At 60.6% G+C, this 13,755-nt stretch carries 19 protein-coding genes; 12 read left to right on the plus strand and 7 right to left on the minus strand.

Translation table 11 applies throughout. From position 1 onward, the window contains the following. The first annotated feature begins 22 nt into the window (after positions 1 to 22). The 3 genes from EFD56_RS20265 to EFD56_RS20275 all read left to right on the plus strand — a co-directional run bounded on the left by EFD56_RS20265 (position 23) and on the right by EFD56_RS20275 (position 2,340). Complete coding sequence (locus EFD56_RS20265; RefSeq protein ID WP_010009607.1) at positions 23 to 520, plus strand: DUF4142 domain-containing protein; 498 nt, start codon at positions 23 to 25, stop codon at positions 518 to 520. Then, complete coding sequence (locus tag EFD56_RS20270) at positions 517 to 1,497, plus strand: alpha/beta hydrolase (protein WP_245440614.1); 981 nt, start codon at positions 517 to 519, stop codon at positions 1,495 to 1,497. Before EFD56_RS20265 ends, EFD56_RS20270 begins: the two co-directional genes overlap by 4 nt. 123 nt (positions 1,498 to 1,620) lie before the next feature. Beyond that, positions 1,621 to 2,340 carry a Crp/Fnr family transcriptional regulator gene (locus tag EFD56_RS20275; RefSeq protein ID WP_029531723.1) on the plus strand — a complete coding sequence of 240 codons (720 nt, stop codon included), beginning with the start codon at positions 1,621 to 1,623 and terminating at the stop codon, positions 2,338 to 2,340. A gap of 35 nt (positions 2,341 to 2,375) precedes the next feature. On the opposite strand, the gene EFD56_RS20280 is transcribed toward EFD56_RS20275, so the two are convergent. Both EFD56_RS20280 and EFD56_RS20285 read right to left on the minus strand, forming a co-directional pair. Next, positions 2,376 to 2,591 carry a hypothetical protein gene (locus EFD56_RS20280; protein ID WP_245440615.1) on the minus strand — a complete coding sequence of 72 codons (216 nt, stop codon included), beginning with the start codon at positions 2,589 to 2,591 and terminating at the stop codon, positions 2,376 to 2,378. A 172-nt stretch (positions 2,592 to 2,763) separates the two neighbouring features. Further along, positions 2,764 to 3,135: a hypothetical protein gene (locus EFD56_RS20285; protein ID WP_037113777.1), complete on the minus strand. Its 372-nt coding sequence runs from the start codon at positions 3,133 to 3,135 to the stop codon at positions 2,764 to 2,766. Positions 3,136 to 3,408: 273 nt separating this feature from the next. On the opposite strand from EFD56_RS20285, the gene EFD56_RS33205 reads away from it, so the two are divergent. From EFD56_RS33205 to EFD56_RS20300, 3 genes are all read left to right on the plus strand, one after another. After that, positions 3,409 to 3,702 (plus strand): hypothetical protein, encoded by a 294-nt coding sequence (locus EFD56_RS33205; protein ID WP_085744408.1) that lies wholly within the window; start codon positions 3,409 to 3,411, stop codon positions 3,700 to 3,702. Beyond that, positions 3,692 to 3,979: a hypothetical protein gene (locus tag EFD56_RS20295; RefSeq protein ID WP_010001379.1), complete on the plus strand. Its 288-nt coding sequence runs from the start codon at positions 3,692 to 3,694 to the stop codon at positions 3,977 to 3,979. Before EFD56_RS33205 ends, EFD56_RS20295 begins: the two co-directional genes overlap by 11 nt. Before the next feature lie 124 nt (positions 3,980 to 4,103). Further along, positions 4,104 to 4,343 (plus strand): DUF6894 family protein, encoded by a 240-nt coding sequence (locus EFD56_RS20300; protein WP_037113788.1) that lies wholly within the window; start codon positions 4,104 to 4,106, stop codon positions 4,341 to 4,343. A gap of 44 nt (positions 4,344 to 4,387) precedes the next feature. On the opposite strand, the gene EFD56_RS20305 is transcribed toward EFD56_RS20300, so the two are convergent. The 4 genes from EFD56_RS20305 to EFD56_RS20320 form a co-directional block, all read right to left on the minus strand. Beyond that, positions 4,388 to 4,630: a hypothetical protein gene (locus EFD56_RS20305; protein WP_183817966.1), complete on the minus strand. Its 243-nt coding sequence runs from the start codon at positions 4,628 to 4,630 to the stop codon at positions 4,388 to 4,390. 162 nt (positions 4,631 to 4,792) lie between these two features. After that, a complete protein-coding gene (locus EFD56_RS20310) occupies positions 4,793 to 6,172 on the minus strand; it encodes a sensor histidine kinase (RefSeq protein ID WP_004671206.1) in 1,380 nt (459 codons plus the stop codon). Between the two features lie 212 nt (positions 6,173 to 6,384). Further along, positions 6,385 to 6,684 (minus strand): hypothetical protein, encoded by a 300-nt coding sequence (locus EFD56_RS20315; RefSeq protein ID WP_089152681.1) that lies wholly within the window; start codon positions 6,682 to 6,684, stop codon positions 6,385 to 6,387. 44 nt (positions 6,685 to 6,728) lie between these two features. After that, positions 6,729 to 6,989, minus strand: coding sequence for a hypothetical protein (locus tag EFD56_RS20320; RefSeq protein ID WP_064824287.1), 261 nt, complete (start codon positions 6,987 to 6,989; stop codon positions 6,729 to 6,731). 214 nt (positions 6,990 to 7,203) lie between these two features. Between EFD56_RS20320 and EFD56_RS20325 the strand changes: the two genes are divergently transcribed. The 6 genes from EFD56_RS20325 to EFD56_RS20355 all read left to right on the plus strand — a co-directional run bounded on the left by EFD56_RS20325 (position 7,204) and on the right by EFD56_RS20355 (position 13,605). Further along, the gene (locus EFD56_RS20325) at positions 7,204 to 7,959 is read left to right on the plus strand and encodes a FadR/GntR family transcriptional regulator (protein WP_126906067.1); all 756 of its coding nucleotides are present in this window, start codon (positions 7,204 to 7,206) and stop codon (positions 7,957 to 7,959) included. Between the two features lie 21 nt (positions 7,960 to 7,980). Beyond that, positions 7,981 to 8,955 carry a sialic acid TRAP transporter substrate-binding protein SiaP gene (locus tag EFD56_RS20330; RefSeq protein ID WP_012489647.1) on the plus strand — a complete coding sequence of 325 codons (975 nt, stop codon included), beginning with the start codon at positions 7,981 to 7,983 and terminating at the stop codon, positions 8,953 to 8,955. 284 nt (positions 8,956 to 9,239) lie between these two features. Next, positions 9,240 to 9,812: a TRAP transporter small permease gene (locus EFD56_RS20340; RefSeq protein ID WP_064820089.1), complete on the plus strand. Its 573-nt coding sequence runs from the start codon at positions 9,240 to 9,242 to the stop codon at positions 9,810 to 9,812. 4 nt (positions 9,813 to 9,816) lie between these two features. After that, positions 9,817 to 11,223: a TRAP transporter large permease gene (locus EFD56_RS20345; RefSeq protein ID WP_004674026.1), complete on the plus strand. Its 1,407-nt coding sequence runs from the start codon at positions 9,817 to 9,819 to the stop codon at positions 11,221 to 11,223. Positions 11,224 to 11,232: 9 nt separating this feature from the next. Next, positions 11,233 to 12,267, plus strand: a complete 1,035-nt coding sequence (locus tag EFD56_RS20350; RefSeq protein ID WP_126906068.1) for an L-idonate 5-dehydrogenase — start codon at positions 11,233 to 11,235, stop codon at positions 12,265 to 12,267. 186 nt (positions 12,268 to 12,453) lie between these two features. Continuing rightward, positions 12,454 to 13,605, plus strand: coding sequence for a helix-turn-helix domain-containing protein (locus EFD56_RS20355; protein ID WP_126906069.1), 1,152 nt, complete (start codon positions 12,454 to 12,456; stop codon positions 13,603 to 13,605). A 6-nt stretch (positions 13,606 to 13,611) separates the two neighbouring features. Here EFD56_RS20355 and EFD56_RS20360 read toward each other — a convergent pair. Then, the coding region (locus EFD56_RS20360) for an integrase core domain-containing protein (protein ID WP_164736847.1) at positions 13,612 to 13,755 on the minus strand (144 nt) is incomplete at its 5' end.

Raw genomic sequence — 13,755 nt, forward strand, 5'->3', positions numbered from 1 at the left:
ATCAAGGACGAGGAGAACAATCATGCGGCTGATATCCAAGCTTTGCCTTCTCTTGTTGACGGCCGCACCCGGCTTGGCTGCCGACGATGCCGCTCGCAGCAAAGCGACCGTTTTTGTCACCAGCGCCGCCACTTCGAACATGTTCGAAGTGGAGGCAGCAAAGATCGAAACTGCCAAAGGCAAGGCTCAGGACGCCAGAGGGTTTGCCGACGACATGCTGAAGGATCATGGCCGCGCGGGATCGATGCTTGCCGACGCAGCCAGGGAGGACGGAATTGCGCTGCCCACCGCGATCGACGACGAGCACAGCAAGAAGCTTGAAGCGCTTCGGCAAAGCGACGCGTCAATCCTCGACCAGGCTTATCTTTCGACGCAGGTGACGGCGCACGAGGAGGCTGTCACGCTTTTTGCCGATTACGCGCAAAAGGGCCCGGACGGCGCGCTGAAGCGCGCAGCGCAGAAGATTTTGCCGGACCTCAGAATGCATCTCACCAGAATTCAGGGGTTGGCCTCGAAGTGAAGAAGGCTGCGCCAGCAACGGCACCGGGTTTGTGCCTGCTGCCGGTGACCCGTCGAGAAAGCGGCCGCTCGCGCAGGCTCAATGCTCTGCTCAGGCTTCTTCCCCGATATCACACCAACCGTCGCTGGAACGCCAAGACCGTGCAGGCCGCGGTGCGCACAGCACAGTTCCTGCTTTCCGACGGATTGATCGGCCGTGGCGAAGTCGCCTGCCGCACCATCCTCATCGATGGCAGGCGGCTCCGTCTGAGGCTGCTATTCCCGGCAGGCTCTCGCCGTGGCCTTTACGTTCACTTCCACGGCGGCGCGTGGGTCATGGGAAATGCCCGCCTCGATGACGGCATCACTCGCCCGATCGCGGCGGAATGCGGAATGATGGTCGCAGGCGTCGACTTTCATAACGCGATCGATGATCGCCTCGACATTACGCTGCAGGACTGCAAGGCGGCGGTCGAGTGGGTGGTCGAGCATCTAGGCGAACTTCAGGTCGAGCGCATCATCATCGGCGGCGAATCGTCCGGCGCGCATCTTGCCGCCGAAGCGCTTCTTCATCTGCGCGAGCGCGGCAGGGCTGGCGCCGTCGCAGGATTTGTTTCGGTTTGCGGCGCCTTCGATTTGACCGGATCGGACAGTCTCCGGCGCTCCACAGGCACGAGCCTCATCATCGACGGTCCGGCGGCGCTTCATAACCTCCGGCGATTGACGCGGAGCCTTTCGGGACGGGAGGCCGAGGGGCCTTTGTCTGCCGATCTCTCGGGACTACCCCCAGCCCTGCTCATTGCAGGCGCGCTCGATCCTATCGTCGACGACAGTCTTTCGATGGCGCGGCAGTGGCAGGAGCAGAGCGGCAACGCCGACTGTGTCGTCGTTCCCGATGCCCCCCACGGCTTCAATCGGCTCCCAACGAAGCTGGCGGCCAAGGCAAACGCCCTTGTCCGGGAGTGGATTTTGCGAACGCTCGCACCGCTTGACGGCTGATCAGGACCGACGCGGTGGCGGCGATTGCCTCTGTACGCTATTGCACAGTGCATTGCTCAATGATTCTAGATGGTTAGGTTCGCCCGCAACGACGATCGCATGATCATCGATGCGTGGATGGATATGGACGACGAACAATTGAATTTTCGCAATGAACTGCTGCGCGCCATGGGTCCGCAAGAGCGTGAGCTTCTGCTGCCGCATCTGGAGCCTGTTGCTCTTGAGGTCCCCCAGATTCTGGAGACGGAGGATACGCCGGTCAGTGACGTCTACATAATGGAATCCGGCCTTGCCTCGATCGTGGCGCGGTTCCCCGGCGGGCGCGACATCGAGGTAGGGATTGTCGGCCGCGAAGGCATGACCGGCGCCGCCGTCATCCTCGGCGGCGATCAGTCCGCCAATCGAACGTTCATGCAGGTCTCCGGGCACGGTTTCAAATTGCCGGCGCGTATCCTCTCGGCGGCGATGGAAGAAAGCCGGGCCCTGCGCGGTCTTCTTCTCGCCTATGTCCAGGCGCTGCTTGCGCAAACGACGTCGACGGTTCTTGCCAATGGCCACGCGAAACTCGAGGAACGGCTTGCGCGTTGGTTGCTGATGGTTCACGACCGCACCGACGGCATGACCATCGGGCTGACCCATGAATTCCTCGCAGTCATGCTTGGTGTACGCCGCGCCGGCGTCACCGTCGCGTTGCACCTGCTCGAAGGCAAGGGTCTGATCCGCTCTACGCGGCGGCAGATCGTCATTCTCAATCGGCGGGGCCTGATCGAAGAGGCGCACGGCTCCTATGGGGCGGCCGAGGAAGAATATCGGCGTTTGATCGGCAGGCAGCTTGCGCGTTGACATCAATGCAGCCGCCGCCGGGCTCGTATTCCACTTTACGATCCGGCCATTCCGCCTTTCGTTCTGCGAGCGCCCGTTACGATCGCAGCAGCTACGCCGGGCGCCTTCTGCGCCAGCGCCAGACGGCCGACTGACAGCAGCTTATCGTGGTCCATTACACCGTGACGATAGAGTCCGATCAACAATACCGCGATCCTTTGCATTGCCGGGCCGCGCAACGGTTCATCGGCTTCGCAGCTGATCACCTTCAAGATCGCCTGCAATCGGCCGAGATCGGCTGAATCCAAGGCTTTCAGATGAATGGACTGACAGTTGGGCATAGCATCTTTCCTGATGCCGATGTTTCCATCGTAGCCTCTGATAATGGGACCCGATGATACTCGATACAACTCTCCCCGCCGAACTGTACGGAAGCAGACACCCTCAATGATAGTAGGAGAGGTCCGGCCCGAACAACGCTGTGATCATCGCGTCAATATCGGCGCGACGGCCGCTGAGAATAAAGCCGCCGGCAGGTGCTTTTGATCGCTGATCATGCGCAAAGACGAACGGTATTCCTCGTGTCTCCAGCCATTCATTCAGCCAGAGCATAGCCTCGTCGGAGATCCTGACGTCAATGATCGCCGCCTCGAACTCGAGGCCCTCGCTCAAGCAATCCATCGCCGTGGAGACGACGATGGGCCCGGTGATCGAAGCCTGACGGGCGATCAATGCCTGTTTGGCGCCATCCGAAAGGAAGCCCGGTTCACCAATGATAAGAATAGTTTTGCCGGCAAGGGGGCTGAGCGATTTCATGAGGGATGACCACACTAGCCTTGGTTCGACGGCACTCATGCTTTCCAATGGCGAACTCAAACCTCAGCCGATCCGCTTCCTCGTGCGTAACACAGCCAAGCCTGCCGTGCGACATCTTTGTCGTCCCCGTCGAACCTGATCGGACGGCGTTGGTTCCACGGCTTTCGGCGCGGCAAGTCGAAGGCGATTCCGAGGTCAGTACGCTTCCGTACTCGTGGTTGAAATCGAGAACCCGAAGATTAGGATCGCCTTACGTAACCGGGAGGAATGCGGATGAGCCAGCATTCGGGAATTACGAAGCCGGCACTGCAACCCGATGACATAGCCATGCTGCATGCTGTGCTGAGGGAATGGTGTCAGGAAAAATCATGCGAGATCGGCAGTCCGGACGCGCAACACGTTGCACGGGAGCTTGTCTCCTGGTTCGAATGCGGCATCCGCAACCGGCAAAAGCTCAGCGGCCTGATGCGACACATGCACATGGAGGTCCCGAGTGCAGCGAATGCGTGTTGCGAGGGTTCGCTTCCAGCTGCGAAAGCCGGTCGCCTAGCGTGTCATGATGGATAAGAGCCAGCGCAAAGCGTCCATTGCCATCGCCGGTCTCAGCTTCCCTGACCGGCAGAATGTGCTTAGACGCATCGTCGACGAACTTCAGGATCTTTGCGACAGCGCTCCCGGCGGCGAGCGGCGTCCGGCGCTCGACAGCCTCCTTCACACGATCCGCGCGTCGACCGGGTTAATCGCCGGCGCCGACGAAGATTGCTGGGATGACATTATCGGAGAACTTCTCCAGTTGCGCGCGACCATGCTGCACCTGGCCGGACCCGCGAGGATCTGCCATTGATCCGCTTCCCGGAGAGGGATAGCGGGTGTAAGACAGGGGCTCTTTTGCTTGATTGGTGAACAGGTCCTTTTCCGAGGAACTTATCCCAAGTTGTGGCATTGCTTCGGCAACGATGGGGCCGCGGATGCCAAGATATTATTTCAACATCGTTTCGAATGCAGCAACTGTCGTCGACCCCGACGGCACGGAACTTGCGACGATCGAGGATGCGAGGGGTGAAGCCGTGAAGGACGCCAGGGCTTTGATGAGCCAGGCAGTGCTCTCAGGGAAAGATATTTCTGGACGGAAAATCCACATTTGCGACGAGCAGGGGGCGCTCCTGCTGGTCGTGGCTTTCAGCGAAACGATTAAAATGGCTGACTAGCGTTGGATGACAACGCATGGCGCTTTCGGCGACATTCTGTTTATCTAGCTCAGGGATCTCGGAGCACGACGGATCGGCAGTCCGATCAAGCGGTGGTATTCCCGTTCGGGGACGCCAATCGAGGCCAGTCCATCCTCAATGAAACAGACATGTTCGTTCGGGCGATCGACCAAGATGTGCTTCACCGGGAGTTCGATCGTCTGCGCATTGAAGACGATCAGATTGGCTTCGACAGGCAAGGCCTTCAACAATAAATTGCGGGTGTTGTGCCGATCGAGCGTAGCCATGACCGTCTCCTGCGGGAGCGACCCCGCGCTCATACCTTCGTCATCGCGGCAATGATCAGCTTATGCGCCAAAACAGCCGCTATGGCCATCTGCGTTCGAACTTTTGTACGGTTCTGACAAAACTGACGGTGGCCCGTGCAGGAAAGCGGAGAAGGTGACCGTTCAAATATTTCTCGGCAGTCGAATGACAAAACTTGTTCCCGGACGACGGTCCTCGACCTGGAGTTCGGCCCGCAGTTGCTGCACCAGCGCTCGCACGACCTTCATTCCAAGGCTTTTTCCGTCGTTTTCGTCAGCTGAAAATTCCGCAGGCAGGCCTTTGCCGGCGTCGGCGACCTCGAGGCAAATTTCATCGCCGGTGCTGCGCGCAATTACGCTAACCGTGCCACATGTGTCGGAATAGGCGTGCTTGAAGGCATTGGTCACCAGTTCGTTGACAAGAAGGGCGATCTGGATTGCCCGATCCGCATCGACCGTGCATGAATCCACATCAACGGAAACTGCATGACGGGACGTCGACTGCTCCAGGCGCTGGCAGAGGCTCGACAGAAAATCCGCAAGATCAACCGTTTCGATATGCGGCTGGCGCCACAATTGATCATGCACCTGGGCAATCGTGCCGACACGCGCCTCCGCATCACGCAGCGCCTGACCGACCTCGGCCTGTTTCGCCGAGCGAGCCTGCATGGCAAGCATGCCCGCAACCAGCGCCAGGCTATTCTTGATGCGATGGCTCATCTCCCGCATCATGATCTCCTGGTGCTCGTCGGCGAAATGGCGCTCGGTGTCGTCCCGGAGCACTTTAAGAAACCCGGCGCGCTGATGACGGGCTCGAAGCGGCATGGTCAGTCCGCTGCCCCAGAAGGTCGATCCGTCCTTGCGTAAGTGAAAGCGTTCATTTTCGGCGCGACCACGCTCCAGCGCCGTCTTCATCTCACGCTGCGGCGCCCCATCCTCGCGGTCCGTCGGCAGGAACAGGGTACCCACGTCGCGACCGAGGATTTCACGCTCCTCATAGCCGAAGATGCGACAGGCCCCGGTATTCCAGCTGATGACCCTGCCATCCCGGTCGAAGGCAAAGATCGCATAGTCGATCGCGCTTTCCAGTATGAGCTGCAGCCGTTCTTCGCTGGCACGCAGCGCTTCATCGTCCTGAAGCGCCCGTGTTCGGTCACGGACGATTTTCATAAGGCCGTAGATCTTGCCGTCATCGTTACGCAGCGGCATCATCAGTCCGGAGGCCCAGAACATGCTGCCGTCTTTTCTGACGTGCCATCGATTGTCGTCGGCGCGACCGGTCGCCAGAGCAACCCTCATCTCCTTCAACGCCGCTCCGGCAAGCTGATCCTCGAAGGTAAAGATGACGGCGCCGCTCTGCCCGACGACCTCGTTCGCGCAATAGCCGAAAAGATTTTCCGCACCAGCGCTCCACGTCGCCACAGTGCCGTCGAGATCCATCGAAATGATAGCGTAATCCAGCGCGCTCTCGATCATATGCCGGTAGATCCCGGCCTCGTCGCTTGGAAAGGGATACCGATCCATGCCAGCGCACTCCCAGCCTTAATGCTACGCATATTAACACCTATTGCAGCGATTTCCTTTCGCGTGCGTTTGCGTACAAAAGTCCCGCTGGGTCGAAATTTCTCCATCGCTCGTATAGCGTCACCAATGGCTTACAAATCCGGGGGCATCCCATCTATTCAGGCAGCGGCAGGGGCATCCCTATAGTCGTCCCGCTCGAAGAGGGATTCCGCCTAGTGAAGGCCGCCAGCGCTCGCGTGACCGGCAGGCTGCCTTGCATCGGCGCGCCGCTTTGATCGCTCCGGCCGGCGAAGCCAGTCCTTGTAGGGCCGCAGCATCTGGCCGGGGAAGCGTCTTTCGATAGCGCTTTCGGTGAGCACGAGCTTTGCAAAGATTTCGTCTGCCGGCGAGGGGCGGTCCAGAGCCTCCCCACGCATTTCCAGGTCCCTCATCAGATTAAAAAGCTCGTCATCCGTCATCTCCTCGAGAGCTGCGGCGAAGGCGCGCTCCTGAACGATTGCAAAGCCTGTCATGATATGTACCTCCTGCCGATTTGCGGGCACGGCAGCTGCCACCTTCACTTTCCGGGCAGATCCTTTGGCGTCGTTGCAGCCGCAGGAAGCCTGTTCTGCGATCCCTCCCTGTCCGACGCGCGCAAGGGTGCGGTCGGCGCAGTGGCCACATAGAGGCCAAGGCCCAAAGCCCCGACCGCAACGATAAAGGCACCGGCAATGGCAGCAATCGAACGCCGGCCGTCCTGCTTGATCATTCCAAAGGCCAGAGCAACACCCAAAAGTGTTGCTCCTCCCGCCACTGCGAAAAGCCAGATATAATTCATCATCGTCGTCCCATATCAGGCCAACCCAACCCTGGATGAAAGCCAAAGGTTCCCGCAGTCACCTGGAACTGATCCTGGGCGCGCACCGGTGCCGCCGGCGCTCGTGTTAAGCGTTTATGCGGCGGATTGACGCACAACCGCCAGGGTGGTACCTCTAAGGAAATTGGTCAGGCCAGTTGACCAGCAACGAGGAGAGGCCGCCAGGGAGGCCAGCATGTTTTCGCCCGTTGAATCCCGCCGTCTTTATCGCCAGGTGGCGGATCAGATTCGGTTGATGATCGCGAGCGGCGAGTTGGCCGTCGGCCAGCGGCTGCCGGCCGAGCGCGACCTGGCGGAGCAATTGTCGGTATCACGCCCGACGGTTCGCGAGGCGCTGATCGTCCTGGAGGTCGAGGGCCTCGTCAACATCCGCATGGGATCGGGCATCTATGTGGTGCGCCAGCATGCCGCCAATGCCGCGGCAAGCGACCGCGAGCCAGTGGAGGGACCTTTCGAACTGCTGCAGGCGCGCGCCATCATCGAATGCGCCATTGCCGAGGAAGCCGCGGGCTGCGCCAGGCCGGACGGCATCGCGCTCCTCGACGAGGCGCTGATGCGCATGAGCGGCGGCGTCAATGATGCGAGCACGGTGCTGGCTGCCGACCGCGCCTTCCATACCGGCATTGCCGCCATCGTCGGCAACGCGACCTTGATCCGCGTGACGGGCGAAATGTTCGACATGCGCATGACCCCGTATTTCGCGAAGCTCGCCAGCCATTTCGAGGGACCGACGACGTGGCGCAGCGCTCTCGATGAGCACCGGGCCATTCGCGATGCGATCGCCGCCGGCGATGCCGCCGGCGCGAAGGCCGCCATGCGGGCTCATCTTACCATGTCACAGAAGAGGTTTTCCGAGAGCTTCGGGGAGGAGTTTTCGGGAGAGGAGAAGCGCGACCACAAGGGGCGCGCGAAAGGAACGGACAAGACCTAACCGAGCTCGGAGGAGAGAGCGATGAAGAGCAGACTGGCAACGATACTTTGCACCGCAGCCGCGATCATGGCGACGACCGCGATCGCCCACGCTGAGACCGTACTGAAATGGGCGCATGTCTATGAAACGTCCGAGCCCTTCCATACCGATTCCGTCTGGGCCGCGGAAGAGATCGCCAAGCGCACTGACGGACGTTACAAGATCGAGGTCTATCCGGCATCGCAGCTCGGCAAGGAAGCCGATATCAACCAGGGTCTCAAGCTCGGCACGGTCGACATCATCATATCAGGATCGAGTTTTGCGGCGCGCGACTACAAGCCGATCGGCGTCACCTACTTCCCCTATATATTCCGCAGCCCCGACCACCTGATCGCCTATACCAAGAGCGATATCTTCAAGCGGCTCGCCAAGGGTTATGAGGACAAGACCGGCAACCACATCGCCGCCGTCAGCTATTACGGCACGCGCCAGACGACCTCGAACAAGCCGATCGCCAAATGCGCCGATATGCAGGGCCTGAAGATCCGCGTTCCCGACGTCCCGGCCTATCTCGCCATGCCGCGCGCCTGCGGCGCCAACACGACGCCGATCGCCTTCGCCGAAGTCTATCTCGCTCTGCAGAACGGCACGGTCGAGGCGCAGGAAAACCCGCTGACGACGATCGAGGCGAAGAAATTCTATGAGGTTCAGAAGAACATCATCCTCACCGGCCATATCGTCGATCACCTCAATACGGTGATCTCCAAGCAGCTGTGGGCGAAACTTTCCGACGAGGACAAGAAGATCTTCGGTGAAGTGATGCAGCAGGCGGCCGAGCGGACCACCAAGACCATCGCCGGCAAGGAGAACAGCCTGGTGGCGACCTTCAAGGAAAAGGGCGTCAACGTCACCGAGGTCGACAAATCAGACTTCGAAAAGACGGTGATGGAAAAGGTCAAGTTCGAGGATTTCGGCTACGAGAAGGCCGATTGGGAAGCGATCCGGGCGATCCAGTAAGAGCCGCCGGAGGCATTGCCGGCCCCTCATCCGGCTGCCGCCACCTTCTCCCCGCCCACGGGGAGAAGGGACAAGCGGCAACCTCTCCGTCCCCCGCCTACCTCTCGCAGGGCACGTCCCCTCTCCCCGTCAGAACGGGGAGAGGGCTAGGGTGAGGGCAGCCCCGGAGACAGGCAGCAGCAACGTGGGGCCGCGCCGCCCAGTAAGGAACAGGACTCGTCAACAGACCAAAGGTCGCGCCGCCCGCGCCGCGCCCTCCTTCCCCAACAGGAACAAGGCCGATCATGTCGCAAGAAATTCACACGCCTATCACGGCCGAGGAAATCGGCCACGAGTTCGAAGATCACGCGCCGACCGCAAATGTCTCGGATTACGCCGTCGAGGACTGGATCACGCTGATCGTCTTCTGGCTGATGGCAGGCTGCGTCTTCCTGCAGTTCTTCACGCGTTATGTGCTGAACGACAGTTACGCATGGACCGAGGAAATCGCGATCAACTGCCTCATCGGCGTCGTCTTTCTGGGCGCCGTCATGTGCGTGCGCACCTCGCGGCATATCCAGGTCGACGTGTTCTATCACTATATGCCGGCGGGACTGGCGCGCGTGCTTGCTACCTTTGTCGATATCGTCCGCATCGGCTTCTTCGCCTACGGCTGTTATCTGATGTGGCGTTATGTCGGCATCGTCGCCGACGAGCAGATGGTCACCATCGAACTGCCGCGCAACATCGTCTTCTACTCGGTGCTGATCGCTTTCGTGCTGATGCTGATCCGCGCCGTGATCGTCTTCATCGCCAACATGCGCCGCGGCTACTCCGTTCTGGAGCGCCCGGAAGAATTCCAGACTGTCGAGGGTTGATCCAATGCTGCTGCTTCTTGGCTCCTTTTTGGTGATGATGTTGATCGGCGTGCCTGTCGCCATCTCGATGGCCGTCGCATCCGTGCTCTACATCGTGCTCTACGGCATCGCGCCGGACATCATTGTCGCCCAGCGCATGATCGCCGGCGTCGAAAGCTTCCCGCTGCTCGCCGTGCCCTTCTTCATCCTGGCCGGCAATCTGATGAACTCGGCGGGTGTGACCGGCCGTATCTATTCCTTCGCGGTCGCATTGGTCGGCTGGATGAAGGGCGGGCTGGCCCAGGTCAACATCATTGGCTCGGTCATCTTCTCCGGCATGTCGGGTACGGCGCTCGCCGATGCGGCCGGCATCGGCACGATCGAGATCAAGGCGATGAAGGATCACGGCTATCCGGTCGAAGCGGCGGTCGGGGTGACGGCGGCGTCTGCCACGCTCGGGCCGATCTTTCCGCCGTCACTGCCTTTCGTCATCTACGGCATGATGGCGAACGTCTCGATCGGCGCTCTGTTCATGGCCGGCATCCTGCCCGGCATCGTCATGACGCTGCTGATGATGATCACCGTCGCCGCTTTTGCCTATTACAAGCGCTGGGGCTCGGACGCGCCCTTCGACGTCAGGCAGCTGCTGTCGGCCGGATTGGAGATCGTCGTCGTGCTGATGGTACCGGTCGCGATCTATCTGATGATGCGGGCCGGCCTGTCGATGAATGCCGCCGCCGGCATCGCCCTTCTCGTGCTTCTGGCGCTCGACTGGTATTTCGGCTTTTCCGCCGTCATGGCGCTGATGACCCCGGTCATCCTGATCGGCGGCATGACCATGGGCTGGTTCACGCCGACCGAAGCCGCCGTCGCCGCCGTGCTCTGGTCCTTGTTCCTCGGCCTGGTGCGCTACCGCACCATGACGTTCTCGACGCTCGCAAAGGCCAGCTTCGATACGATCGAGACGACGGCGTCCGTTCTCTTCATTGTTACCGCGGCTTCGGTCTTCGCATGGCTCTTGACAGTCAGCCAGGCCGCCCAGCTGCTTTCTGATGCGATCCTGTCGATCACCGACAACAAATGGGTGTTCCTGATCCTCGTCAACCTGCTGATGCTTTTCGTCGGCTGCTTCCTCGATACGATCGCCGCAATTACCATCCTCGTGCCGATCCTGCTGCCGATTGTCGCGAAGTTCGGGATCGATCCGGTTCAGTTCGGCCTGATCATGACGCTGAACCTCATGATCGGCCTGTTGCATCCACCGCTCGGCATGGTGCTGTTCGTCCTGTCCAGAGTCGCGAAACTCTCGGTCGAACGCACCACTATGGCGATCCTGCCCTGGTTGGTCCCGCTCTTCCTCGCATTGATCCTGATCACCTTCATCCCAGCCGTATCGCTCTGGCTGCCGCAGCAGCTCGGGCTGTTGAGATAGGAGGGGGCGATGCAGACGCGTCTGGCACGGCTCTACCAGAAAGGCGATCTGAGGGTCGAGACCGACAGCGTTCCGTCGCCCGGTCCGGGCGAGGTGCTTCTGAAAATGGCGGCCGCAGGCATTTGCGGCTCCGATCTGCATTATTACCAGGATGGTGGATTCGGCCCGGTCAGGGTGCGAGAGCCGATCATACCGGGTCACGAGGCATCAGGAACCGTGGAGAGGGCAGGGGAAGGGGTCGAGCTGAAACCCGGGACGCTGGTCGCAGTCAATCCGAGCCAGCCCTGCGGCCAATGCGAATATTGCGGGAAGGGCCTGCCGATCCACTGCCTCGACATGCGCTTCATGGGCAGCGCGATGCGCCTGCCGCATGAGCAGGGCATGTTCCGGGAATGGCTGGTCGTGCCGGCCAAGCAGTGCGTCGAAATGGGAGCGGCGACGACGGCCGCGGAGGCGGCCTGCAGCGAGCCCTTGGCCGTTTGCCTGCACGCGGCATCGCGTGCCGCAGAGATCTCGGGCAAGCGCGTCCTCATCACAGGCGCCGGCCCGATCGGCTGCCTGATGGTTGCCGCCGCCCGCTATCATGACGCGGCCGAGATCATCGCGACCGACCTGGCCGATGCGGCGCTGGAGAGAGCCGAGGCGATGGGCGCGAGCCGGACGATCAATGTGTCTCGAGAGGCTGCAGCGCTTGCCGAATTCGAGACGGGGAAGGGCTATTTCGATCTCGTCTTCGAATGCTCGGCCGCTGCCCCCGCAATCCGCAGCGCCATTGCTGCCATCAAGCCGCGCGGCACGGTCGTGCAGGTCGGTGTGACGGGCGAGATCCCGGTCCCGCTCAACGCCATCGTCGGCAAGGAGCTCCATATCCACGGCACCCAGCGTTTCCACGAGGAATTCGCCGCCGCCGCCGAGCTGATCTCAAGCCGCAGAATCGACGTAAGACCGATCATCAGTCACAGCCTGCCGCTTGAGGAAGCCGCAACCGCCTTTATCCTTGCCGGCAATCGCATGGCCGCCTGCAAGGTGCAACTGACCTTTTAGAGCGCAGGAAGAGCTTCCGGGCGGCAGTTTCCGCTAGCACGAAAGCTCAGGCCCCCTTCACCATTCTGGTCTATTATCGAAACGGTCAACGTTCCGATTTCCGACCCGGTCGTAGCAGCTATTCGGAACAGCTGGGCTACGAGAGCGTTTCCACCTTAAATAGATGTGACCTGGAGACTGACCGGCATGAATACGGCTTTTGACAAACCTGCGGGAAGGGTTGTCTTGGTCGTCGAGGACGACTACGTCCTGGCGAGCGATCTCGCCTCGAAGCTGGGCGACATCGGCGTCACGGTCGCCGGCCCCGCACCCAACGTCGAGCAGGCCTTGAAATGTATCGAGGAAGGTCCCCGGATTGACGTTGCGATCCTGGACATCAACCTTGCGGGAACGATGGTATTTCCCGTCGCCGACGAGCTATCAAAGCGGAAAATCCCCTTCTTCTTCGCAACCGGCTATAGCCGAGACGTTGTTCCTCCCCGCTTTGCGGACCGGATCTTCGTGGAAAAGCCGCTGGACAAGAACGCGGTTTATAGCGCCCTTTCCGACTGCCGAGGTCCGGCGGAAAACAAACCGGACCGTCAGAAGAATCACATTCTCTCGGCACTCTCCCATCGGGAAAGTGAAGTGATCCGGCCACATCTGAAACCGGTCCGGCTGGCACAAGGCGAAGTCATCGAACAGCAATTCGGAGAAATAAGCGCGGTCTCCTTTATCGAAACCGGCGTCGTTTCGCTGGTCGCCTTGTCTCTCGATGGCTCACAGGTGGAGGCCGGTCTGATTGGCCGCGAAGGCTTGACCGGCACCGGCCTGCTGGAAGGGGATTGGCGGACGCCCTACAATCTGATGGTGCAGATCGAAGGGACGGCTCAGCGCATCGACGTCGACAGCTTCCTTCGCCTGACTCACCGGGCGCCGCAGCTGCGATCGCTTTCATCGTCGTTTTCGAGATCGCTCGGAATCCAGATCAGCTATACGGCTTTGGCCAATGGCCGATATTCGATAGAGCAGAGGCTGGCACGGTGGCTGCTCATGTTGAACGATCGAGTGGACAGCCAAGTGCTGCACCTTACCCACGAATACATGTCTGCCATGCTTGGCGTGCGGCGATCCGGGGTGACGGGCGCACTTCATGTGCTGGAAGGCGAACGGCTGATCAGGTCCGTGCGCGGGAAAGTCATTGTCGTCGATCGCGATGGCCTCATCCTCAAGGCCCATGGCTCCTACGGCATTCCGGAGGCGGAATACGAGCGTTTGATGGGTTTTCCGATCAGGGGCGCCGACACAACTGCAAAGAACACAGCCTATGTTGCCCCGACCTTCGCAGGTTCCAAATAACCCGCGCTAGATGTGGAGCCTCAACAGGTTGTCCTTGATCAGGCCGAGTCTACTGACGGGCGGTTTGGATTGTAGGCTGCCGTGCGGGCGATGCCAATTGTAACGGTGGAGCCAGAGCGGCAGGTCGGCGGCGCGCTGCTGCGAGGTTTC

The sequence above is a fragment of the Rhizobium phaseoli genome (assembly GCF_003985125.1).
In the GTDB taxonomy this organism is placed as follows: domain Bacteria; phylum Pseudomonadota; class Alphaproteobacteria; order Rhizobiales; family Rhizobiaceae; genus Rhizobium; species Rhizobium phaseoli.